The sequence below is a fragment of the Paracoccus sp. SSK6 genome, from assembly GCF_039770665.1.
Taxonomy (GTDB): domain Bacteria; phylum Pseudomonadota; class Alphaproteobacteria; order Rhodobacterales; family Rhodobacteraceae; genus Paracoccus.
Map to the genome: position 1 here is coordinate 1 of NZ_JBDPNJ010000030.1, position 21,296 is coordinate 21,296.

General features: G+C 67.5%; 23 protein-coding genes. 21 read left to right on the forward strand and 2 right to left on the reverse strand.

Annotated features, from left to right (window positions below):
- Positions 1-77 precede the first annotated feature (77 nt).
- Positions 78-1,031, reverse strand: coding sequence for a LysR family transcriptional regulator (locus AAIL68_RS14675; protein WP_347140494.1), 954 nt, complete (start codon positions 1,029-1,031; stop codon positions 78-80).
- A gap of 93 nt (positions 1,032-1,124) precedes the next feature.
- Between AAIL68_RS14675 and AAIL68_RS14680 the strand changes: the two genes are divergently transcribed.
- The 20 genes from AAIL68_RS14680 to AAIL68_RS14775 all read left to right on the forward strand — a co-directional run bounded on the left by AAIL68_RS14680 (position 1,125) and on the right by AAIL68_RS14775 (position 19,163).
- The gene (locus tag AAIL68_RS14680; protein WP_347140495.1) at positions 1,125-2,012 is read left to right on the forward strand and encodes a dioxygenase; all 888 of its coding nucleotides are present in this window, start codon (positions 1,125-1,127) and stop codon (positions 2,010-2,012) included.
- A gap of 22 nt (positions 2,013-2,034) precedes the next feature.
- Positions 2,035-2,994 (forward strand): glyoxalase, encoded by a 960-nt coding sequence (locus AAIL68_RS14685; protein ID WP_347140496.1) that lies wholly within the window; start codon positions 2,035-2,037, stop codon positions 2,992-2,994.
- Complete coding sequence (locus AAIL68_RS14690) at positions 2,991-3,650, forward strand: hypothetical protein (RefSeq protein WP_347140497.1); 660 nt, start codon at positions 2,991-2,993, stop codon at positions 3,648-3,650. The genes AAIL68_RS14685 and AAIL68_RS14690 overlap by 4 nt, the downstream gene beginning before the upstream one ends.
- 141 nt (positions 3,651-3,791) lie before the next feature.
- Entirely contained in the window at positions 3,792-5,066 is a 1,275-nt protein-coding gene (locus AAIL68_RS14695) for an ABC transporter substrate-binding protein (RefSeq protein WP_347140498.1), read from the forward strand.
- Between the two features lie 259 nt (positions 5,067-5,325).
- Positions 5,326-6,144, forward strand: coding sequence for an SDR family oxidoreductase (locus AAIL68_RS14700; protein WP_347140499.1), 819 nt, complete (start codon positions 5,326-5,328; stop codon positions 6,142-6,144).
- Positions 6,145-6,209: 65 nt separating this feature from the next.
- Positions 6,210-7,502 (forward strand): ABC transporter substrate-binding protein, encoded by a 1,293-nt coding sequence (locus AAIL68_RS14705; protein ID WP_347140500.1) that lies wholly within the window; start codon positions 6,210-6,212, stop codon positions 7,500-7,502.
- 2 nt (positions 7,503-7,504) lie between these two features.
- The gene (locus tag AAIL68_RS14710; RefSeq protein ID WP_347140501.1) at positions 7,505-8,269 is read left to right on the forward strand and encodes an ABC transporter ATP-binding protein; all 765 of its coding nucleotides are present in this window, start codon (positions 7,505-7,507) and stop codon (positions 8,267-8,269) included.
- The gene (locus tag AAIL68_RS14715; RefSeq protein WP_347140502.1) at positions 8,266-8,997 is read left to right on the forward strand and encodes an ABC transporter ATP-binding protein; all 732 of its coding nucleotides are present in this window, start codon (positions 8,266-8,268) and stop codon (positions 8,995-8,997) included. Before AAIL68_RS14710 ends, AAIL68_RS14715 begins: the two co-directional genes overlap by 4 nt.
- The gene (locus AAIL68_RS14720) at positions 8,984-9,841 is read left to right on the forward strand and encodes a branched-chain amino acid ABC transporter permease (protein ID WP_347140503.1); all 858 of its coding nucleotides are present in this window, start codon (positions 8,984-8,986) and stop codon (positions 9,839-9,841) included. Before AAIL68_RS14715 ends, AAIL68_RS14720 begins: the two co-directional genes overlap by 14 nt.
- Before the next feature lie 3 nt (positions 9,842-9,844).
- On the forward strand, positions 9,845-10,867 hold the full coding sequence (locus tag AAIL68_RS14725) for a branched-chain amino acid ABC transporter permease (RefSeq protein WP_347140504.1): 1,023 nt from the start codon (positions 9,845-9,847) through the stop codon (positions 10,865-10,867).
- A complete protein-coding gene (locus AAIL68_RS14730; RefSeq protein WP_347140505.1) occupies positions 10,864-11,880 on the forward strand; it encodes an alcohol dehydrogenase catalytic domain-containing protein in 1,017 nt (338 codons plus the stop codon). The genes AAIL68_RS14725 and AAIL68_RS14730 overlap by 4 nt, the downstream gene beginning before the upstream one ends.
- Positions 11,881-11,893: 13 nt before the next feature.
- Positions 11,894-12,682, forward strand: a complete 789-nt coding sequence (locus AAIL68_RS14735; RefSeq protein ID WP_347140506.1) for an alpha/beta hydrolase — start codon at positions 11,894-11,896, stop codon at positions 12,680-12,682.
- A 22-nt stretch (positions 12,683-12,704) separates the two neighbouring features.
- Positions 12,705-13,925: an acyl-CoA dehydrogenase family protein gene (locus tag AAIL68_RS14740; RefSeq protein WP_347140507.1), complete on the forward strand. Its 1,221-nt coding sequence runs from the start codon at positions 12,705-12,707 to the stop codon at positions 13,923-13,925.
- A gap of 52 nt (positions 13,926-13,977) precedes the next feature.
- Positions 13,978-14,538 (forward strand): flavin reductase family protein, encoded by a 561-nt coding sequence (locus tag AAIL68_RS14745; RefSeq protein WP_347140508.1) that lies wholly within the window; start codon positions 13,978-13,980, stop codon positions 14,536-14,538.
- Positions 14,539-14,661: 123 nt separating this feature from the next.
- Complete coding sequence (locus AAIL68_RS14750; protein ID WP_347140509.1) at positions 14,662-15,381, forward strand: ABC transporter ATP-binding protein; 720 nt, start codon at positions 14,662-14,664, stop codon at positions 15,379-15,381.
- On the forward strand, positions 15,378-16,091 hold the full coding sequence (locus AAIL68_RS14755) for an ABC transporter ATP-binding protein (RefSeq protein ID WP_347140510.1): 714 nt from the start codon (positions 15,378-15,380) through the stop codon (positions 16,089-16,091). The genes AAIL68_RS14750 and AAIL68_RS14755 overlap by 4 nt, the downstream gene beginning before the upstream one ends.
- Positions 16,088-16,951, forward strand: a complete 864-nt coding sequence (locus AAIL68_RS14760; RefSeq protein ID WP_347140511.1) for a branched-chain amino acid ABC transporter permease — start codon at positions 16,088-16,090, stop codon at positions 16,949-16,951. The genes AAIL68_RS14755 and AAIL68_RS14760 overlap by 4 nt, the downstream gene beginning before the upstream one ends.
- A gap of 10 nt (positions 16,952-16,961) precedes the next feature.
- The gene (locus AAIL68_RS14765) at positions 16,962-17,975 is read left to right on the forward strand and encodes a branched-chain amino acid ABC transporter permease (protein ID WP_347140512.1); all 1,014 of its coding nucleotides are present in this window, start codon (positions 16,962-16,964) and stop codon (positions 17,973-17,975) included.
- A gap of 20 nt (positions 17,976-17,995) precedes the next feature.
- Complete coding sequence (locus AAIL68_RS14770) at positions 17,996-18,832, forward strand: intradiol ring-cleavage dioxygenase (RefSeq protein ID WP_347140513.1); 837 nt, start codon at positions 17,996-17,998, stop codon at positions 18,830-18,832.
- 7 nt (positions 18,833-18,839) lie between these two features.
- The gene (locus tag AAIL68_RS14775; protein ID WP_347140514.1) at positions 18,840-19,163 is read left to right on the forward strand and encodes a hypothetical protein; all 324 of its coding nucleotides are present in this window, start codon (positions 18,840-18,842) and stop codon (positions 19,161-19,163) included.
- On the opposite strand, the gene AAIL68_RS14780 is transcribed toward AAIL68_RS14775, so the two are convergent.
- The gene (locus AAIL68_RS14780; protein WP_347140515.1) at positions 19,164-20,114 is read right to left on the reverse strand and encodes a LysR family transcriptional regulator; all 951 of its coding nucleotides are present in this window, start codon (positions 20,112-20,114) and stop codon (positions 19,164-19,166) included. It abuts the gene before it with no gap.
- 85 nt (positions 20,115-20,199) lie between these two features.
- Here AAIL68_RS14780 and AAIL68_RS14785 point away from each other — a divergent pair, with 85 nt between their 5' ends.
- On the forward strand, positions 20,200-21,273 hold the full coding sequence (locus AAIL68_RS14785) for a maleylacetate reductase (protein ID WP_347140516.1): 1,074 nt from the start codon (positions 20,200-20,202) through the stop codon (positions 21,271-21,273).
- Positions 21,274-21,296 lie beyond the last annotated feature (23 nt).

The window sequence follows — 21,296 nt, forward strand, 5'->3', positions numbered from 1 at the left end:
CACAACTGGATGAGGTGGGCGGAGGAGTTGTGGCGCCGTTGCGCATCGCGCTGCCCGAGGATAGCCGCTCCAAACAGCTAGGAATGCCCCCAGATCACCGCCGTCTCGTGGCGCTTGATCGCGTGGCGCAGGCTGTCGAAGGCGACGATGACGTGGCTTGCAAAGCGGTCCGAGGCCGGGTTGCGCGGACCGCCCGCCCTGCGCATGATCCCCAGTGACCGGTTGGGCTGCGGGATCTGATACGGCAGGACAGTGACATGGCCGCTGTCGCGAAGGGCGAAGACCACCGAAAAGGGCAGGACGGCCAGGGCGTCGGTTTCGGCCAGGAAATTCACCACGCTCATCAGCGAGCCGCCGGAATAGCGGATGTTGAGGTCCGACATGCCGATGCTCATCAGGATCATCTGCAGGTCCGACATCAGCGGCGAACCCGGCAGCGGCGCGACCCAAGGGTAGGCCGTCAGATCCCCGGCCTCGATCAGGCGCTTGCGCATCAGCGGGTGGGACGGCCGGCAGGCGACGACATTGCGGCCAGGCAGGATCTCGGTGAACTCGAAGGCGGGGCCCGAGGAAACCTCGCCCACGGCGACGATGCCCAGGTCAAGCTGGTCGCCCTCCAGCGCCGCGGTCACTTCGGGCAGGTTCATGTAGCTCTGCTGGATGATGATCTCGGGCTCGCGGCACTGGAACTCGCCGATCATGCGGCTGATCATCGCGTCCATGAAGAAGGGCACCCCGCCCACCCGGACCAGGCCCTTGCTGCCCTTGACGAAGCCCTGCACCGCATCCGAGGCCTGCCGCGACGCGGCAAGGATGACGCGGCCCTGCGCGGCCAGTTGTGCCGCCAGCGGCGTCGCCTGCAAGGGACGGCGGCCCTTGACGAACAGCGGCTCGCCCACCCGCGCCTCGAGCATCGAGAGAGAGCGGCTGACCGCGGGCTGGGTCAGGCCCAGCATGGCCGCGCCTTCGGACACGCCGCCGGCGTCCAGGACCGCGGCAAGCTGCATAAGGTGGCGTTCGTTCAGTCGCATAGCAAACTGCTATATTGCGGGCGGCAAAACTCAAGCAGTTTCCGCCGGGGCCGTGCTACCAGACTGTCACAGGGGAGGGGAGGCCCCGCCGGAATGGATGACTGCCGCAAGCCGTCACAGGATCCAGCCCAACCCGCGCTGAACGGGATCGGGCAGGCTCTGCAGCGCCGGCTGGCGGCGGCTGCAGCGTCGCGGCTGGGGGATTCGGTCGCGCTGATCGCGCGTCACTTGCACCTGCTGGTCGCCGAACTGCATCCCACCACCAGCGAATTCCGCCAAGCCCTGGGTTTTCTGACCGAGGTCGGCCATCAGACCGATCACAGGCGCCAGGAATGGGTGCTGCTGGCGGATGTGCTGGGCGTTTCCGCGCTGGTGGAGGAGATGAACGCCCATCGACCGCAAGGCGCGACCCCCAACACGGTGACGGGGCCGTTCTATCGCGCGGATGCGCCGGAACTGCCCCTGGGCTCCGATCTGTCGCGCGACGGCAAGGGCGAGCGGCTGCGGGTCTCGGGGCAGGTCACCGATGTCGAGGGCCGCGGCCTGCCCGGTGCCGTGATCGAGGTCTGGCACGCCAATGCCACCGGGATCTATGAAAACCAGCAGCCCGACTGCCAGCCCGAATTCAACCTGCGCGGCAGGCTTCGGGCCGACCGGAAGGGGCGGTTCGACTTTCTGACCGTCAGGCCGGGGGGCTATGCGCTGCCTTCGGACGGGCCGGTCGGGCGGCTGATGGCGGCGCTTGGCTGTCCGCTGGAACGCCCGGCGCATGTCCATTTCCGGGTCACCGCCCCAAGGCATCAGACGCTGACCACGCATATCTTCGACCGGGCGGATCCCGCCATCGGCCGGGATGCGATCTTCGGCGTCAGGCCCGAGCTTCTGGCGGATTTCCGGGCCATCCGAACCGGAACGGGCGCGCGCGAGCATCTGCTTGATGTGAAACTTGCCCTGTGCCCGCTGGGGGCGGGCCAAAGCTGACATTGCAAATGGAGGAGAGACCATGAACCCTATCAGCGGATTCCATCACCTGACGCTGTCCACGGACGGCGCGCAGGAGGATTTCGACTTCTACACCAAGGCGCTGGGCCTGCATTCGGTCAAGCGCACCGTCCTGTTCGACGGGGTGATCCCGGTTTATCACCTTTATTACGGTTCGCCCAACGGCGATGCCTCGACCATCATCACCACCTTCCCGTTCCGCAAGCCCGGCGTCTATGGCCGGCGCGGGACCAACCAGTCGCGCGCCATCATGCAGTCGATCCCCAAGGGCGCTGCGGATTTCTGGGTGGACCGGCTGAACGCACGCGGGATTTCCGCCGCCAAGGTCGCCCGCTTCGGCACGACCCGCGTGGTCTTCGCCCATCCCTGCGGCATCCCGCATGAACTGGTCGAAAGCGACGGTGACACGCGTGAAGCCATCGTCAACGAGGCGCAGGGCATCGGTCGCGCGCATGGCATCAAGGGCATCTATGGCGCCTCGGTCGCGGTGATGGACCGGACCGCGATGTACGATTTCCTGACCATCGCCCTGCCGCTGGAAAAGGAGGCCGACAGCGAGGAAGGGCTGGTCTTCCGGGTTCCCGATGCGAATGGCGTCGTGCAGCGGGTCGAGGTGATCGTGGACCGCGACAGCAACCAGGGCACCTGGACCCTGGCGGGCGGCACCATCCACCACCTGGCGCTGAACACCGGGGACGAGGAAAACCAGATGAAGCTGCGCGCCCATATCGAGGGCTTGGGCTTCACCGACATTTCCGAACAGAAGGACCGCAACTACTTCAAGTCCTGCTATGTCCGCAGCCCTGGCGGCGCGCTGTTCGAACTGGCCTGGACCACGCCGCAAGGCTGGGCGCGCGACGAGGCGCCGGGCGAGATCGGCAAGACGCTGGTCTTCCCGCCCTGGTTCAAGGACCGCGAGGACGAGCTGCGCGCCGGGCTTGAGGAGGCGGAGTTCGCATGACGGCGGTGCTGGATGTGCTGCGCTGCGGTGCGGACCTGACGGTGGCAAGGGCGCTTTGCGTTCTTGTCCACGGGCGGGGACAATCGCCCGGGGAGATGCAGTCGCATGTGTTGGCACGGCTGGACGCGCCGGGCACCGCCTTTCTGCTGCCGCGCGCACCGGGGGCAAGCTGGTATGCCGCCAGGGCGGTCGATCCGCTGACGCCGGACACCCGCGCGGCCCTGGCAGACGGGCTGGCGGGACTGCGCCGCCTGATCGGGGATGCCCGCGCCGCAGCACCCGGCCTGCCGCTTCTGCTTGCGGGGTTCTCGCAAGGGGCCTGCCTGTCGCTGGAATACGCGCTGGCGGGACGGGACGCGCCGGATGCGCTGGCGGCGTTGACCGGCTGCCGGGTCGGCGTGGCGGGCGACGCGCGTCCCGAAAACCTTGCTGCGGGGCTGCCTGTCTATCTGACCGGCTCGGACGCCGATCCGTGGATCCCGGTCGAAGCCTTTGCCGAAGCCGCGCTGGTGCTGGGCCGGTCCAAGGCCGCGCTGCGCACCGACCTGTTTCCCGGCCGGGCGCATGAGGTGTCGGATGCCGAAATCGCGATGCTGGCCGCGATCCTGGACGACATGGCGGCGGGTCGCGCCCCGCGAATGGCCTCGGCACGATAACGGGCCGGGCGGTTCATAGCGCCGGGTTATGCTGGCCGCTCAAGATCCTAAACAAAACCGCCCTTCGAAAGGTCATGCTTGCCGCAAGGGGAAGGCGCAGGCGGACCGGGTGCCGCCCGCAGATCATCAGGGGAGGATGAGATGTTCACCAGACGGAAATTCCTGCATACGACGGCGGCCACCGGGCTGACGCTTGCCGCGCCCCATCTGGCCGCCCCGGCCATCGCGCAGGGCGCGCGGATCAAGCTGGGCTATGTGACGCCCCGGACCGGCCCGCTGGCCGGTTTCGCGGAAAGCGACGACTGGAACATCAAGACCTTCCTTGCATCGGAACTGGGCCGCGACTTCGAGGTGGTGGTCAAGGACAGCCAGTCGAACCCGAACCGCGCCGCCGAGGTCGCCAAGGAACTGATCCTGGGCGACGAGGTGAACCTGATGCTGGCGGCCTCGACGCCCGAAAACACCAATCCGGTGGCCGGGGTCTGCGAGGGCGAGGGCGTGCCCTGCATCACCACTGTCGCCCCCTGGCAGCCCTGGTTCATCGGCCAGCAGGGCAATCCGCGCGACCCGGCAAGCTGGCAACCCTTCGATTACGCCTTCCATTACTTCTGGGGCATGGAGGACGTGATCGCGGTCTATACCGCCATGTGGGACCAGCTTCAGACCGCCAAGACGGTGGGCGGGCTGTTCCCGAACGACGCCGACGGCAATGCCTGGGGCGACCCGGATACCGGCTTGCGACCGGGCCTGGCCGAACGGGGCTACGCGCTGACCAATCCCGGCAGCTTCCAGAACCTGTCGGACGATTTTTCGTCCCAAATCAATGCCTTCAAGACGGCCAATACGGACATCATCACCGGCGTGCTGATCCCGCCCGATTTCGCCACCTTCTGGGCGCAGATGCGTCAGCAGGGGCTGAAACCCAAGGCGGTGACGGTCGCCAAGGCGCTGCTGTTCCCGCAATCGGTGGAAACGCTGGGCGAGGCCGGGCACAACCTGTCTTCCGAGGTGTGGTGGTCGCCCTCGCACCCGTTTTCCTCGACCCTGACGGGGAAAGGCTCGGCCGAACTGGCGGCGGATTTCACCGCCGCGACCGGGCGGCCCTGGACCCAGCCGATCGGCTTTGTCCATTCGCTGTTCGAAGTGGCGGCGAATGTCATGGGCCGGGTCGATGACACGGGCGACGGCGATGCCGTGGCCGAGGCGGTGGCCGCGACCGACATGACCACCGTGGTAGGCCCGATCGCCTGGAACGGCGCGGGCGTGCCGGATTTCGCCGCCCGCAACGTCTGCAAGACGCCGCTGACCGGCGGGCAGTGGCGCAGGAAAGAGGGCGGCGGCTATGACCTGGTGATCGTCGAGAACGGCGCTGCCCCCGAGATTCCGACCGGCGGCCGGATGGAGGCCTTGGCCTGACCGGGCAGGAGACAGCGGCGCGCCGCTATATATCGAACTGCTATGCTAAGGGCGGCTTTTCGCATTTGACTTGCGCGAGTGCGGACCGCTTCATGCAGGTAGTGGTTTCGCCCTCTGGGAGGCGGGCGAGGCCTTCTCGTCAGGACGGATGCGTGGTTCCGGGTTTCCCCGGCCGATGCCGCTTTGCCTGCCTCTCGGGGCCGGTCGCGGCGGCGTCCTGTCCTGCCGTGGACGGAAGGGGCAGAAAAGGGAGGATGCCTTGGCTTCATTGGAAGCGATGTTCGATGTGCGCGGGAAATCCGTGATCGTCACCGGCGGCGCCAGCGGCATCGGCCGGGCCTATGCCGAGATCATGCTGCAACAGGGCGCGCGGGTCTGCATTTTCGACATCGACCGTGGCGGGCTGGACCGCACCCTGGCCGAACTGGCCAAGGGCGGCGGCGAGATCTGGGGCCAGCAGGTGGATGTCGGCGACCGCCCGGCAATGGCAGCGGCCTTCGACGCGGTGGCCGAACGCCATGGCCGCATCGACACGGTCTTTGCCAATGCGGGCATCGACCCCGGTCCGGGCTTCATGACGCCCGAGGGCGAACGCAATCCCGACGGCGCCATCGAGAACATCCCCGACAGCCAATGGGATCGCGGCATCGAGATCAACCTGACCTCGGTCTATACCACGGTGAAGAACGCCGTCCGGCACATGAAGCCCAAGGGCGGGGGGCAGATCATCGTCACCTCCTCCATCGCGTCGCAGATCAACGAAAGCATCGTCGGCACCAGCTACATGCCCGCCAAGGCGGCGGTGAACCATTTCGTGCGCCACATGGCGATGGAACTGGGCGCCTATGGCATCCGCGTCAACGCCATCCTGCCCGGCCCCTTCATCACCAACATCGCGGGCGGGCGGCTGCGCAACAAGGCCGACCGCGCCGCCTTCGAAAGCCAGTCCCTGATCGGCCGCATCGGCGATGTCGAGGACATCAAGGGGCTGGCGCTGCTGCTGGCCTCGCCCGCGGGCGCCTTCTTCACCGGGTCGCTGATCGTGATCGACGGCGGCGCCCTGACCCGCATGACCTGAAACCAGGGCCGCTCGTTCCTGCCTTGGGAGGAGGCGGGATCAGCGGCCACAAGGGAGGAAACACGATGACCTACTACAACAGGCTTGTCAGATTGGGCATCAGCCGTCGCACGCTGCTGCGCGGCGCAGGCGCAGGGATGATCTCGACGCTGGCCTTGCCGGGCTATCTGCGCGCGCAGACAGCGGGCCGGATCAGGATGGCCTATATCACCCCCGCGACCGGCCCGCTGGGCCTTTTCGGGGAAACGGACGGCTATACCGTCCAGAAGATCCGCGCGGCATTGGGGGGCACCATCACGTCGGCCAATGGCGACGTCTATGAGCTGGAGATCCTGGAGCGGGACAGCCAGTCCAACCCTAACAAGGCGGCCGAGATCGCCGGCGACCTGATCCTGAACGACGAGGTGCATCTGATGGTGCCCGCCTCGACCACCGACACGATCCTGCCGGTCATGGAGCAGTCGGAACTGTATGAAGCGCCCTGCATCTCGGCCGGGGCGCCCTGGCAGGCGGTCATCATGCCGCGCGGCGGCGGCGAATTCGACTGGACCTATCATTTCTTCTGGGGCCTGGACGAGGCGCTGAACACCTATGTCGGGCTGTGGAACGGGCTTGAAAGCAACAAGGTCGTGGGAATGCTGTTCCCGCAGAACATCGACGGCGAAACCTGGGGGAACGAGGATTACGGCTTGCCCGCGCCGACCCGTGAGGCGGGCTACGAGGTGGTGATTCCGGGCTATTTCCAGCCGCGCACCAACGATTTCTCGGCCCAGATCGCGGAATTCAAGGCGAAGGGCTGCGAGATCATCGGCGGCATCGCCTATCCCGACGATCTGAAGACCTTCGTGACCCAGTGCAACCAGCAGGGGTTCAAGCCCAAGGCCATCACGGTGGCGGCGGCGCTGCTGTTTCCCGGCGGCGTCGAGGCGATGGGCGGCCTGGGCAACGGCATGACCACCGAAGTGTGGTGGACCCCGGCCTTCCCCTTCAAGTCGTCGCTGACCGGCCAGACCGGGCGCGAGATCGCCGAACAGTGGGAAGCGGACCAGAAGCGCCAGTGGACGCAGCCGCTGGGCTATTCCCACGCCCTGATCGAGGTGGCGATCGACATCCTGAAACGATCAACCGATCCGCTGGATCGGGAAGCCAACCGCGAGGCCATGGCGGCCACCGACCTGTCCACCGTCTGCGGCCCGGTGCGGTTCGCGGGCACGCCGCACCGCAACATCTGCACGATGCCTATCTTTGGCGGACAATGGGTTCAGGGCGCGAACTGGCCCTATGACCTGAAGATCGTCGATAACACCGTCAACCAGCTGTTCCCGCCGGAACAGAAGATCGTCCCGATCGCCTGGTGATCATGCGCGACACCAGCGATCAGGCCGAAAGGATCGGAATGGCCGGAGAGATTCACCTTGCCGCCCGCGACGTGTCGAAAAGCTTTGGCGCGGTGCGGGTGCTGCATGGCGTCAGCTTCGACGTGCATCGCGGCGAGGTGCTGGGCATCCTTGGTCCGAACGGCGCGGGCAAGACCACGCTGTTCAACATGATCAGCGGCGACATCCGGCCCTCGGGCGGCGAGATCCGCCTGGGCGATGTCCCCCTGAAGGGGGAGCCGCCGTTCCGGCGCTGCAAGATGGGGATCGGGCGGACCTACCAGATCCCGCGCCCTTATTCCGGCATGACCACCTTCGAGAACCTGCTGGTGGCCTCGACCTTCGGGGGCGGCCGTTCGGAACGCGACAGCTACGGCTTCTGCGCGCAGGTGCTGGAGGAATGCGAGCTGTCGGGCAAGGCCAACCTGCGCGCCGGGGGGCTGACGCTTCTGGACCGCAAGCGGCTGGAACTGGCCCGCGCGCTGGCATCCGACCCGCAGCTTCTGCTGCTGGACGAGATCGCGGGCGGGCTGACCGACGAAGAATCCAAGGATCTGGTCGCGCTGGTGCGCCGCATCCGCGACCGGGGCGTGACCATCGTCTGGATCGAGCATGTGCTGCACGCGCTTCTGGCGGTGGCCGACCGGCTGATGGTGCTGAACTTCGGCGAGAAGATCGCCGAGGGCGTGCCGGACGCCGTGATCGCCGACCCGGACGTGAAGCGTGTCTATATGGGGATCGAGGGATGACCGGCGCCATTCTTTCGACGCATGGGCTGGTCGCGCGCTATGGCGATTTCCAGGCGCTCTACGGCATCGACTTCCAGATCGCCCCTGGCGAGGCCGTGGCGCTGATCGGCGCCAATGGCGCGGGGAAATCCACCTTCCTGCGCGCGGTGATGGGGCTGCTGCCGGTCGCCCCCGACATGGTGCGCATGGGCGGGCAGCCCATCGGCGGCACCCCCGCAGACCGCATGGTGCAAAGGGGAGTGGCCATCGTCCCCGAAGGGCGGCGGCTGTTTTCCGGCATGTCGGTCCAGGACAACCTGCGCGTGGCCGTCGATCAGGCCGACCGGCTGGGCCGCAAGGGCGGCTGGTCGCTGGCGCGGCTGCACCAGTTGTTCCCGATCCTGAAGGAAAAGGCCCACACCCCCGTGCAAAGCCTGTCGGGCGGGCAGCAGCAGATGGTGTCCATCGGCCGGGCGCTGCTGTGCCAGCCCAGCGTCCTGCTGTGCGACGAGATCAGCCTGGGCCTGGCGCCGCGGGTGATCCGCGAAATCTATGCCGCCCTGCCCGAGGTGCGGGCGCAGGGCACCTCGGTCGTACTGGTCGAACAGGACGTGGGCCTGGCCCAGTCTGCGTCCGACCGGCTTTACTGCATGCTCGAAGGACGGGTGACGCTGACCGGCCCCTCGGGCGCGGTCACGCGCGACGAGATCAGCAAGGCCTATTTCGGAGGAACCCATGCAGTGGTTTGACGCACTGGTCCAGGGCGTGCTGCTGGGCGGCATGTATGCGCAATACGCGCTGGGCATGGCGCTGATGTTCGGCGTGATGAAGATCGTGAATGTCAGCCATGGCGATCTGGTGATCCTGCTGTCGCTGGTGGGGATTTCGCTGGCCTCCTCCCTTGGCCTGGGGCCGTTCGCCGTCATGGCGGCGCTGGTGCCGCTGGCGGTGGGTCTGGGCTGGCTGTTGCAGAGGACCGTCCTGAACCGCGTGGTGGGCGAGGATCCGCTGCCGTCGCTGATCGCCACCTTCGGCCTGTCCCTGGCCTTGCAGAACCTGATGCTGCAGATCTGGTCGGCCAACAGCCGTTCGCTGCCGGGGGGCGGCATCGAAAGCCGCTCGATCCAGATCGGCGGCATCTATATCGGCCTTCTGCCGGTGATCGTTCTGGCCTTCGCGGTCGCGCTGACCTGGGGGCTGGACTTGATGCTGAAGCGGACCCGTTTTGGCCGGGCCTTGCGGGCGGCGGCCTCGGATGTCGAGGCGGCGTCGATGACCGGGATCAACCCGCGCGCCGTCTATGCCTCGGCCACGGCGATCGCGGTCGGCATCCTGGGCTTTGCAGCCGTGTTCCAGTCGCTGCGCTCGACCGTGGCCCCGGCGGATGGCGGCGCGCAGCTGATCTATGCCTTCGAGGCCGTCATCATCGGCGGCATGGGTTCGGTCTGGGGGGCCTTCCTGGGCGCCATGGTGCTGGGCGTGGCGCAGGCCATCGGCTTTCGCATCGATCCCGGCTTTGGCGTCCTGGCCGGGCATATCGTCTTTCTGCTCGTGCTGGCGACGCGCCCGCAGGGCCTGTTCGGAAGGGCCTGATCCATGACCTTTGTTTCCATGATGCCGCCGCAGGTGCGGATCCGGCGACAGACCGCCTCGGGGCGGATCGCGCTGGCGCTGTTCCTGCTGGCGGTGGTCGGGCTGGCGGCGATGCCCTGGTGGGCCAAGACCGGCACCATCCGCATGGTGCTGGAACTGTGCTGCTATGTCGCCGTCGCGCAGATGTGGAACCTGCTGGCGGGCTATGCGGGCCTTGTGTCGGTGGGCCAGCAGGCCTTTATCGGGGCAGCGGGCTATGCGCTGTTCGTGCTGGCCCAGATCTTCGGGGTGAACCCGTTCCTGGCGGTCTTCCTGTCGCTGCTGGTGCCCTTGGTGCTGGCCGTGCCCTGCTATCTGCTGCTGCATCGCCTGGACGGGCCGTATTTCGCCATCGGCACCTGGGTCGTGGCCGAGGTGTTCCGCCTGGTCGCCTCGAACCTGTCATGGGTCAATGCGGGGGCGGGCATGTCGCTGTCGGTGATGAAGGATTATTCCGCCTTTCAGCGCAACATCGCCATGTCGCTGTTCTGCGCGCTGCTGGTCCTTGTCAGCATCGGCGGCAGCTACTGGTTCCTGCGGTCGCGTTTCGGGCTGGCGTTGATCGCCATGCGCGACAATCCGGTGGCGGCGGCCAGCCAGGGCGTGAACGTGCGCCGGTTGCGGTTCCTGATCTATGTCGCCGCGGCGGTCGGATGCGGGCTGGTGGGCGCGGTCTATTTCATGGCCCAGTTGCGCATCAACCCGCCCTCGGCCTTTGATCCGATGTGGTCGAACATCGCCATCTTCATCGTCATGGTCGGCGGCATCGCCTCGATCGAGGGGGTGCTGATCGGCACGCTGATCTATTTCATCGCGGACCGGTATTTCGGCGAATACGGCGCCAGCTATTTCGTTGTCCTGGGGGGGATGACGGTTCTGGTGGCGCTTTACGCCCGCACGGGCATCTGGGGCATGATCTCGCGGCGCTGGGATGCGCCCTGGTTCCCGATCCGCCGCCATCTGGTTCTGGAAAGGGACAAGCCATGAAGGCCGTCATCTTCGACGCGGTGGGCCAGCCGCTGCGCAACGATACCCGCCCCGATCCCGCGCCCGCCCCCGACGAGGTCGTGCTGCGCGTCTCCGGCTGCGGCATCTGCGGCAGCGACCTGCACATCACCGAGGATCCCAAGCCCTTCGGCATCGGGCCGGGTTTTGTCCTGGGCCATGAAATCGCGGGCGAGGTGGTGGCGACGGGCACCGGGGTGCGGGATCTGCGCCCCGGCGACCGGGTGGCGGTGGTGCCGATGCGCGGCTGCGGCCATTGCCCGCGCTGCCTGGCGGGTGATCCGGCCCGCTGCCCCGACATGGTGCTGATCGGCGGCGGCTATGCCGAGCATGTCACCGTCGCCGCGCGCCAGTGCCAGCGCCTGCCCGACGGCGTGGCGCTGGCCGACGCCGCCCTGGCCGAGCCGCTGGCGGTGGCGCTGCATTGCATCGTCCGGTCGGGCATGAAGCCCGGCGACCGGGTGGCGGTGATCGGCGCCGGTCCCATCGGGCTGCTGGTGGCCTTCTGGGCGCGGCGGATGGGGGCCAGCCATGTGGCGGTGGCCGACCTGCACGACCATCAGCGCGACCGGGCGCTGGCGCTGGGGGCCACGGGCTTTGCGCTGTCCGGCCCCGGCCTTTCCGAAAATCTTGCCGACCTGTGCGGCGGTGCGCCCGACATCGTCTTCGAATGCGTGGGCAAGCGCGGCCTGCTGCAGGCCGCGTCCGAAGCCGTGCGGCTGCAAGGCAAGGTGATCGGCGTGGGATTGTGCATCGGCGGCGACGAATGGGATCCCTTTGTCGCGCTGTCCAAGGAAATCGACCTGATCTTCAGCGTCTTCTTCCATCAGCGCAATGAATTCGGCATGGCGCTGGATGCACTGGCCGCCGGCCCCTTCGCGCCGCAGGCCATCATCACCGACCGGATCGGCCTGCCGCAGGTGCCGCAGGTCTTCGAATCCCTGCGCCGCCGCACCACGCAATGCAAGGTGCTGATCCAGCCCGAACTGTCCTGAGGAGAAGCAAGACATGGCCGTGAACTTTGAAACGCTGGAATACGATATCGGCGGCGTGCGGACGGTGGTGAAGGCCATCGGCTCCGGCAAGCCGATCCTGTTCCTGCACGGCGCCGCCACGCTGGAGGGCTTCGATTTCGCCGAAGGGCTTGCCGACCGCTTCCGCGTGCTTCTGCCCAGCCATCCGGGCATGGGGCTTTCCGGCCCCGCACCGCATGTCGCCGACATCTCGGACATGCTGCTGCACTACCTGAACCTGATGGATGCGCTGGACCTGCCGGAAAAACCGCACCTGATGGGCTTTTCCATGGGCGGCTGGATGGCCACCGAACTGGCCGCCATCGCCCGCGAACGCTTCGACAAGCTGGTGCTGATCGCGCCCGCCGGGCTGAACGATCCGGCCCATCCGGCCACCCCCTTGGGCGGCATCGCGCCGCAGGATTTTCCCGGTCATCTGACCCATGACCCGGCGGTCGCGGGACGCTTCTTTCCCGACGGCAGCGATCCGGCCTTTGCCGAATCCTTCGGCGCCGACCGCGCGCGCGAGGGCGATCTGGTCGGGCGGCTGTGCGCGCCTTTCGGCATGGGCCACCCGAACCTGCGCCGCTTCATGGCGCGGATCACCAATCCGACCCTGCTGGTCTGGGGCGAACGGGACCGGCTGCTGCCCGCGTCCCAGGCGCCGATCTGGCTGGAGAACCTGCCTGACGCGCAGTTCCTGTCCGTCCCCGAGACCGGCCACCTTGTGCCGCAGGAACGTCCCGAAACCCTGAAAACCATCGGCGATTTCCTCGCCGCCTGAACCATCCCCGAGGAGGAGCAAGATGAACAAGCCCATGAACCACAGCTATTGGGGCAAGTCCGTCGATTACCGCGAGATGCTGAAGCAGATCGCCCAGATCGGCCCGCAGCTTGAAGCCAATGCCCCGGCGGACGAGGCGGCGGGCGAATTGACGCCCGAAACCTTCGCCCTGCTGAAACCCCTGCGTTTCTCGCATCTGCTCGCCACCGAGGAACTGGGCGGCGCGCAGATGCGCCCGACCGAGGTGCTGCAGCTGCTGGAAGCCGTCAGCTATCATTCCGGCTCGGCCGGCTGGGTGTCGATGGTGCATTGCTGCATCGGCGCGATGTCGGCGGCCTTTCTGCCCGACAGCGCGGTGGAACGCCTGTTCGCGCCCGGCACCGACAACCGCTTTTCCGGGCAGGGCGCGCCGCTGGGGATGCTGAAAAAGGTCGATGGCGGCTATACCCTGACCGGCAAGTGGAGCTATGGCTCGGGCTTTTCGCATGCCACCTGGTCGCATTCGGCCTGCTTCGTGGACGACGGCACCGGCAAGCCCGCCAAGGACGAAGCGGGCAATGTCATCGTCATGTGCGCCCATGCGCCCATTCCCGAACACAACCAGCTTGGCAACTGGGACGTGCTGGGGCTGAAGGGCACCGGGTCCATCGACTATTCCGCCGAGGACGTGTTCATCGCCGAGGATCTGGTGTTCCCCATCCTGACCGCGCCGCCGCAGCGTCTGAAGGAGTTGTTCAGCCTGGGGATCGTCGGCCTTGCCGCCATCGGCCATACCGGCTGGGCCATGGGCGCCGGGCGGCGGATGCTGGACGAGATCGCGGGCTTCGCGCGGTCGAAATCCGGCCGCGCCGGGCTGATCGGCGAAAGCGAGAAGTTCTGGCACGATTATGGCCGCGCCGAGGCCAGCTATCGCGCCGCCCGCGCCTTCGTCATGGAGGTCTGGGGCGAGATCGAGCATCTGGCCGAAAGCGGCCAGATGATGAGCACCCGCCAGATCAGCCTTGTCCATCTGGCCAAGGCCCAGATCCACGAGGTCGGCGTCGATGTCTGCAACTTCGCCTATCGCGCCTCGGGCGGCGCCGGGCTGCGCGCGGGCGTGATCCAGCGCACCTTCCGCGACATGATGGTGGCGGCGAACCACTTCACCATCGCGCCGTCCATCGTCACGTCGGCGGGCCGCGAACTGGGCGGCCAGTGGACCGACCGGGTCTGGCAGTTCTATGACCTGATCGAGAAGAAGTAGGCACCCGCCGGGGCGGGGACACCCCTGTCCCGGCAGCATTCGGAGCGCGCAGATGACCGACCAACCGCTTTCGCAGGCCTTCCGAGAGGCCTTCCGCTGCCATCCCGCCGGGGTGGCGGTGATCACCGCCGATCCTGGCGGCAGGCCGGTGGCGATGACCGTTTCCTCGCTGATCTCGGTCAGCGCGGAGCCGCCCACGGTGGCCTTTTCGCTGTCGTCGCGCTCGGGTTCGACGGCGGCGGTGCTGGCGGCGGGCGGGATCGTGATCCATCTGCTGCGTTATGACGACCTGGCGCTGGCGCAGCTTGGGGCGACGCCGGGGGCGGACCGCTTTGGCCCCGATGTCGCCTGGCAGCGCCTGCCCACGGGCGAGCCGCGCTATGACGGCGTGGCGACATGGTTCCGCGCGCGGATCCAGGGCTCGCTGCCGGTGGAGGGCGCGACCGTGGTGGTGGCGGAACTGCTGGAGGGAGAGGCAGGCCATGCCCCCGACGCGCCGGAACTGGAATCGCTGGTCTATCTGGACCGGCGCTGGCACCGGCTGCGAGAGGCGGCGGACGGCCGCATCAGCCTGACCCTGATGGCCGAGGACAGCCGCGATGTGTTCCGCTGACCTCCCCGCCAGGGGCGCGTCTTCATAACGCAAGGCGATATTGCCGCCGGTTCATCCGATCCAGTTCGCGCTGGCCCGCCCTTAGGGTGGCATCAGGAAGACCGGCCAGAAAGGAAGGGGGCCATGGCGATTCTGTCGCTGCGGGATGTGTCGAAGCGCTTCGGCTCTCTGACGGTGGCCGAGGCGGTCAGCTTCGATCTGGCCCCCGGCGAGGCGCTGGGCATCATCGGCCCGAACGGCGCCGGGAAATCCACGCTGTTCAACCTGATCACCGGCAACCTGCGTCCCGACCGGGGCGCTATCTGCCTGGACGGGCGCGACATCACCGCCGAAACGCCGATGCAGCGCTGCGCCAGCGGCATCGGCCGGTCCTTCCAGATCCCGCAGCCCTTCGATCACCTGTCGGTTTACGAGAACCTGCTGGTCGCGGCGCGTTTCGGGGGTGGCGTCGATGCCGCGCAGGCGCCCGGCCACTGCATGGACATCCTGCGCCGCACCGGGCTGGCGCCGCTGGCAGACCGCAAGGCGGGGGGCTTGCCTCTGCTGAATCGCAAGCGGCTGGAACTGGCCCGCGCCTTGGCGACGAAGCCGCGCGTAATCCTGCTGGACGAAATCGCGGGCGGGCTGACCGAGGCCGAATGCGGCGAACTGATCGCCACCATCCGCGACATTCACGCCGAGGGCACCGCGATCCTGTGGATCGAGCATGTGCTGCACGCGCTGACCGCCGTCGTGACGCGGCTGATGGTGCTGAACTTCGGCCGGGTGCTGATGATCGGCGCGCCCGATCAGGTCATGGCCGCCCCCGAGGTGCGCGAGATCTATCTGGGGATCGAGGCATGAGCGCGCTTCTGCAAGTGACCGGGCTGACGGCCCATTACGGCGATTTCCAGGCCCTGTTCGGGGTGGATCTGGCGCTGGATCCGGGCCAGACCCTTGCGATCATCGGCGCGAACGGGGCGGGCAAGACCACGCTGATGCGGGCGATCACCGGCATCGCGCGGGTCACCGGCGGGTCGGTGGTGCTGGACGGGCAGCGGCTGGACCGGATGGCCGCGCCCGAGATCCTGCGCGCGGGCGTGGCCATGGTGCCCGAAGGGCGGCGCCTGTTTCCCAGCCTGACGGTCGAGGAAAACCTGCGCATCGGCGCCCATGCCCGGCAGGGCGGCGGCTTCTGGACGCTGCCCCGCATTTACGACCTGTTTCCGGTGCTGCGCGACCGCAGGGACCATCCCGGCACCGCGCTGTCCGGTGGCCAGCAGCAGATGGTCGCCATCGGGCGGGCGCTGATGTCGAACCCGCGCGTGCTGCTGTGCGACGAGCTGTCCTTGGGCCTTGCCCCGGTGGTGATCCGCGAAATCTATGCCGCCTTCCCGGCCATCCGCGACAGCGGCACCGCCATTGTCGTCGTCGAACAGGATATCGGCCAGGCCCTGAAGGTGGCCGACCGCGTGCATTGCATGATGGAAGGGCGGATCACCCTGTCGGGCGCCCCGGCGGATCTGGGTCGCGAGGCGATCCACGGCGCCTATTTCGGGGTGAGGCAGGGATGATCTGGCTGGACACGCTGATCCAGGGGCTGATGCTGGGCGGGCTTTACGCCTTGTTCGCGGCCGGGCTGTCGCTGGTGTTCGGGATCATGCGGCTGGTCAACCTGGCCCATGGCGACCTGATCGTGCTGGGCGCCTATCTGATCCTGGGGATCGGCACGGCGACTGGGCTGAACCCCTTTCTGGCCGCAGCCCTTGCGCTGCCGCCGATGTTCGCCCTGGGCTGGCTGTTGCAGACGGCGCTTCTGAACCGTGTCTTGGGCGAGGATATCCTGCCGCCGCTTCTGGTGACCTTCGGCCTGTCGGTGGTGATCCAGAACGCGCTGCTGATGGGGTTTTCGGCTGACAGCCGCAAGCTGCCCGTGGGCCCGGTCGAGGCGCAGTTGCTGGCCCTGGGGCCGGTCAACCTGGGGGTGATGCCGCTGATCACCTTTGCCTCCGCCGTGGCGGTGATCCTGGGGCTGAACCGGCTTTTCTACCGCACCGCGCTGGGCCGGGCCTTCCGCGCCACCTCGGACGATCCGGTGACGGCGCAACTGATGGGCATCCGGCCGCAGCGGGTCTTTGCGGTGGCGACCGGCATCGCGCTGGTGGTGGCGACGATTGCCGCGCTTTATCTGGGGGCACGGGCGAATTTCAACCCTTCGGCCGGGCCGGCGCGCCTGCTTTACGCCTTCGAGGCGGTAATCATCGGCGGCCTTGGCAGCCTGTGGGGCACGCTGGCCGGGGGGCTGGTGATCGGCGTGGCGCAAGCTTTCGGCGCGGCGCTGAACCCCGAATGGCAGATCCTGGCGGGGCATCTGGCCTTCGTGGCCGTGCTGCTTGTGCGCCCGCGCGGGCTGTTTCCGCGCGCCAATGATTAGGGACGGGGCCATGAGAAAGATGCTTCTTCCCGTGATCCTGCTTCTGGCGGTTGTCCTGCTGGCGGCGCTTCCGGTGATCGGCAGCCGCGCGCTGGTGCAGGATCTGTTCATGGTCCTGTGCCTGCTGGTGCTGGCGCTGAACTGGAACATGCTGGCGGGTTTTGCGGGGCTGGTGTCCGTGGGCCAGCAGGCCTTTGTGGGCATCGGCGCCTACGGCATGTTCGCCTGCGTCATCCTGTGGGGCATGGATCCGCTGGCGGGTCTTCTGGCGGGCGGTGTGGTCGCCATGGCGCTGTCGGTGCCGGTGGCCTTCTTCACCTTCCGCCTGAACGGCGCCTATTTCGCCATCGGCACTTGGGCGGTGGCCGACATCGCCCGGTTGGGCTTCAGTCAGTGGAAGGCACTGGGCGGTGGCACCGGCACCGCGCTTCCGAAGTCCGCCGTGCAGGACATGCCCGGGATCGAGGCCATCCGCGCCCTGATCGGCGGGTCCAGGGCCGCGGCGGTCGATGCGCTGACCTATTGGCTGGCGCTGGCGCTGGCGGTGGCGATGCTGGTGGCAAGCTGGGCCTTTCTGCGGTCGCGCATGGGGCTGGGCTTGCAGGCCGTGCGCGACAATCCGGTCGCGGCGCGTTCGGTGGGCGTCGATCCCGTGCGGCTGAAGGCGCTGGTCTTTCTGCTGACGGCCTTCGGCACGGGCATCTGCGGCGGGCTTCTGTTCATCCAGATCGGGCGGATTTCCCCCGATGCGGCCTTTTCGCTGCTGGACTGGACCGCCTTCGTCATCTTCATCGTCGTGATCGGCGGCATCGGCACGCTGCCCGGCCCGGTCGTGGGCGTGCTGGTCTTCCATGGACTGCAGCGCCTGCTGGCCGATTACGGCACCGTTTATCTGATCGTCCTGGGGCTGATCGGCATCGCGATCATGCTGTTCGCGCGCCGCGGCCTGTGGGGCGGGTTCATCGAACGCACCGGCCTGGATCCCGTGCCGCTGTCCCATGCGGCGCCCCGGCCAGACAACTGATCCACAAGGAGGACAGGATCGTGAGCTATTTCACCGAAGCCAATTCGGCCGCCACCGTGAACGGGCGCATGGGCGCGCAGACCGACGACCGGCTGGCGGCCGTCATGGAAAGCCTGGTCCGGCACCTGCATGATTTCGTGAAGGATGTCGGCCTGACGCAAGAGGAATGGGAATATGCCATCGGTTTCCTGACCCGCACCGGCCAGATCTGTTCGGGCGAACGGCAGGAATTCATCCTGCTGTCCGATGTGCTGGGGGTGTCGATGCTGGTCGATGCGATCAACAACCGCCGCCCCGAGGGCGCGACCGAAAACACCGTCTTCGGTCCCTTCCATGTGGACGGCGCGCCGATCCGGCAGATGGGCGACACCATCAGCCTGGACGGCAAGGGCGAAAGCTGCCTCTTCGAGGGACGGGTGCTGGATCTGGACGGCAATCCGGTCGAGGGCGCCACGGTCGATGTCTGGTCCGACAATGCCGACGGATATTACGACGTGCAGCAGCCGGGCATCCAGCCGAAATGGAACAACCGCGGCCGCTTTGTCACCGGGCCGGACGGGGCCTATGCCTTTCGCGGCATCAAGCCGGTCAGCTATCCGATCCCCGACGACGGGCCGGTGGGGCAGATGCTGGGGCATCTGGGCCGCCACCCTTACCGGCCCGCGCACATGCATTATCTGGTCACCGCGCCGGGCTATCAGCGGCTGGTTACGCATACCTTCGTGGGCGGCGATGAATACCTGACCTCGGACGCGGTGTTCGGCGTCAAGGACACCCTGGTCGCCCCCTACGAACGCCTGGAGGACGGCGATACGCTGTGGCGCTCGCCCTTCGATTTCGTCCTGGTCCCGGTCTGAGGCCGCCATGCCCAACGTGAAGATCTATATCGACGAGGCCTGCTACGACGCGGTGCGGCCGACCGTCTCCGGCCTGCTGCCGGACCTGCGCGCGATGCTGTGCAGGCTGCTGGAGGTTCCGCCCGCCGCCTGCCAGTTCGCGGTGCTGCCGGTGCTGGCGCTGCCCGATCAGCCCGACATCAATGTGGAGCTGCACCTGATGCCGCGGCCCCGCGACCGGCTGGAACAGGTCGCGGCCGGATTGCGCGACAGCCTGTCGCGCGTCAGCGGCCTGACGGTGGCGGTCAGGATCGCGCTGCTGGATGCCGCGACCTATGTGGCGCTGAAATGATCAGCCGCGCCGACGGGTGATCTGCTGGTCATGGTCCATCCGTGCCTGAAGCCGCTGGCATTCGGTCAGCAGGAACGCCGTCAGTTGCCGCACGGCCGGCGGCAACTGACGGTCCGAGACGCGCAGGATGCCCAGCTGGCGTTCGGCATGATCGATCTTCAGCGGCAGCGCCTCGAGCGGGATGGTTCGGCGCGACAGGAACACCACCGAATAGGGCAGCACGGTCAGCGCGTCCGAGCCGGTCAGCACCGACTGGATCGAAGCCAGCGTGCCGCCCGAGAAGTTCACCCGGAAATCCTCTTGCCCGATGGATTTCAGCGCCCGCTGCAGGTCGCGGTACAGCGGGCTGTCGGCAGGCGGCGCGATCCAGGCATAGGGCGCGATATGGTTCAGCGTGATGCCGCGCGTGCGGGTCAGGGGATGGCCCGCGCGGCAGGCGATGACATTGTTGCCCGACAGAAGCGGCGTGAATTCCAGATCCGGGGGCACCTGTCCGGGATGCAGCGGCAGGATCGCGACATCCAGGCCGCCGTTCCGCAGCCCCGCTTCAAGCTGGTTCAGATAGCCATAGGACTGGTCGATCTGCACATCGGCATGGCGCGACTGGAATTCCGCGATCATCGAGGCCACCACGCCATCCATGAAGATCGGCGATCCGCCGACCCGCAGCCGCCCCGCCAGCCCTTGGCGATAGCGTTGCACCAGCAGGCTTGCCTCCTTGTTGGCGCGGTGGATGCGGCTGCCAAGGCGCGCCAGGCTGGCGCCCAGTTCGGTCGGGCGCAGGGGACGGCGTCCCGGCTCGAACAGGGGCAGGCCGATGCGCGCCTCCAGCAGCGCCATCGAGCGCGACACCGAGGGCTGCGACTTGCCCAGGGCCTCGGCCCCTTCGGTCAGCCCGCCCTGTTCGACGATGGCCGCCAGGATTTCCAGATGTTCGCTGTCGAGTTTCATAGCGCAAAGCGATATTACAGCGCGCACATCCGATCAATATTTCTGTTTCCGGGCGATAGATTTGTCCGCAGGAAAAGGGGGAGCCATGTCTTTCTACCGCGATGAGTTCACCGCGCGCAGCGCCGCGGTGCGCGTGCGTTTCGGCGCCGGCATCCGCAAGACGGTGGCCGAGGAGATCGAGGCGCTTGGCGCCAGCCGGGCGCTGATCCTGACCACGCCGCAGCAGGCCGCCATGGCCGACGAATTCGCCGCGCTCTGCGGCGCGGCGGCCGTCGGCCGCTTCACGGGCGCGGTGATGCACACGCCGGTCGATGTCTCGGAACAGGCGACGGCCCTGGCGCGCGATCTGGACGCGGATGTGCTGGTTGCGGTCGGGGGCGGATCGACCACGGGCCTGGGCAAGGCCATCGCGCTGCGCACCGACCTGCCGCAGATCGTGGTGCCCACCACCTATGCGGGATCCGAGGCGACGGGAATCCTTGGCCAGACCGAAAACGGCGTCAAGACCACGCTGACCAGCCCCAGGGTCCAGCCCGAGGTGATCCTTTACGACGCCGAGCTGGTGACCAGCCTGCCGGTCGGGATGACCGTGACCAGTGCCCTGAACGCGATGGCCCATGCCGCCGAGGGACTTTACGCGCGCGACCGTTCGCCCCTGTCGTCCCTGATGGCGGTCGAGGGGCTGCGCGCCTTCCGCGACAGCCTGCCCGCCGTCATGGCCCGGCCCGATGACGTGGCGGCGCGGGGGCAGACCCTTTACGGCGCCTGGCTGTGCGGGACGGTTTTGGGACAGGTTGGCATGGCGCTGCATCACAAGCTTTGCCACACGCTGGGCGGCAGCTTCGATCTGCCCCATGCCGAAACGCATGCGGTGATCCTGCCCCATGCCCTGGCTTTCAACGCCGAGGCGGTGCCCGATCTGCTGGCGCCGGTGAGCGAACTTTTCGGCCACGGAAATGCGGGTTCGGGATTGTGGCATTTCGCGCGTGAAGCCGGCGCGCCCCTGGCGCTGCGCGATCTTGGCCTGAAGGAAGGCGATCTGGACCGGGCGGCCGATCTGGCCTCGGCCAATCCCTATTGGAATCCGCGTCCCGTGACGCGCGACGGCATCCGCGGCCTGTTGCAGGCCGCATGGGCGGGGGTCGAACCCGCCGTCTGATCCTGAAAGGGCGCGGGCAGGAA

Coding starts and splice junctions, on each gene's coding strand:
- AAIL68_RS14675 (WP_347140494.1), bottom strand. CDS start 1,031: ATGCGACTGAACGAACGCCACCTTATGCAGCTTGCCGCGGTCCTGGAC.
- AAIL68_RS14680 (WP_347140495.1), top strand. CDS start 1,125: ATGGATGACTGCCGCAAGCCGTCACAGGATCCAGCCCAACCCGCGCTG.
- AAIL68_RS14685 (WP_347140496.1), top strand. CDS start 2,035: ATGAACCCTATCAGCGGATTCCATCACCTGACGCTGTCCACGGACGGC.
- AAIL68_RS14690 (WP_347140497.1), top strand. CDS start 2,991: ATGACGGCGGTGCTGGATGTGCTGCGCTGCGGTGCGGACCTGACGGTG.
- AAIL68_RS14695 (WP_347140498.1), top strand. CDS start 3,792: ATGTTCACCAGACGGAAATTCCTGCATACGACGGCGGCCACCGGGCTG.
- AAIL68_RS14705 (WP_347140500.1), top strand. CDS start 6,210: ATGACCTACTACAACAGGCTTGTCAGATTGGGCATCAGCCGTCGCACG.
- AAIL68_RS14710 (WP_347140501.1), top strand. CDS start 7,505: ATGCGCGACACCAGCGATCAGGCCGAAAGGATCGGAATGGCCGGAGAG.
- AAIL68_RS14715 (WP_347140502.1), top strand. CDS start 8,266: ATGACCGGCGCCATTCTTTCGACGCATGGGCTGGTCGCGCGCTATGGC.
- AAIL68_RS14720 (WP_347140503.1), top strand. CDS start 8,984: ATGCAGTGGTTTGACGCACTGGTCCAGGGCGTGCTGCTGGGCGGCATG.
- AAIL68_RS14725 (WP_347140504.1), top strand. CDS start 9,845: ATGACCTTTGTTTCCATGATGCCGCCGCAGGTGCGGATCCGGCGACAG.
- AAIL68_RS14730 (WP_347140505.1), top strand. CDS start 10,864: ATGAAGGCCGTCATCTTCGACGCGGTGGGCCAGCCGCTGCGCAACGAT.
- AAIL68_RS14735 (WP_347140506.1), top strand. CDS start 11,894: ATGGCCGTGAACTTTGAAACGCTGGAATACGATATCGGCGGCGTGCGG.
- AAIL68_RS14740 (WP_347140507.1), top strand. CDS start 12,705: ATGAACAAGCCCATGAACCACAGCTATTGGGGCAAGTCCGTCGATTAC.
- AAIL68_RS14745 (WP_347140508.1), top strand. CDS start 13,978: ATGACCGACCAACCGCTTTCGCAGGCCTTCCGAGAGGCCTTCCGCTGC.
- AAIL68_RS14750 (WP_347140509.1), top strand. CDS start 14,662: ATGGCGATTCTGTCGCTGCGGGATGTGTCGAAGCGCTTCGGCTCTCTG.
- AAIL68_RS14755 (WP_347140510.1), top strand. CDS start 15,378: ATGAGCGCGCTTCTGCAAGTGACCGGGCTGACGGCCCATTACGGCGAT.
- AAIL68_RS14760 (WP_347140511.1), top strand. CDS start 16,088: ATGATCTGGCTGGACACGCTGATCCAGGGGCTGATGCTGGGCGGGCTT.
- AAIL68_RS14765 (WP_347140512.1), top strand. CDS start 16,962: ATGAGAAAGATGCTTCTTCCCGTGATCCTGCTTCTGGCGGTTGTCCTG.
- AAIL68_RS14775 (WP_347140514.1), top strand. CDS start 18,840: ATGCCCAACGTGAAGATCTATATCGACGAGGCCTGCTACGACGCGGTG.
- AAIL68_RS14780 (WP_347140515.1), bottom strand. CDS start 20,114: ATGAAACTCGACAGCGAACATCTGGAAATCCTGGCGGCCATCGTCGAA.
- AAIL68_RS14785 (WP_347140516.1), top strand. CDS start 20,200: ATGTCTTTCTACCGCGATGAGTTCACCGCGCGCAGCGCCGCGGTGCGC.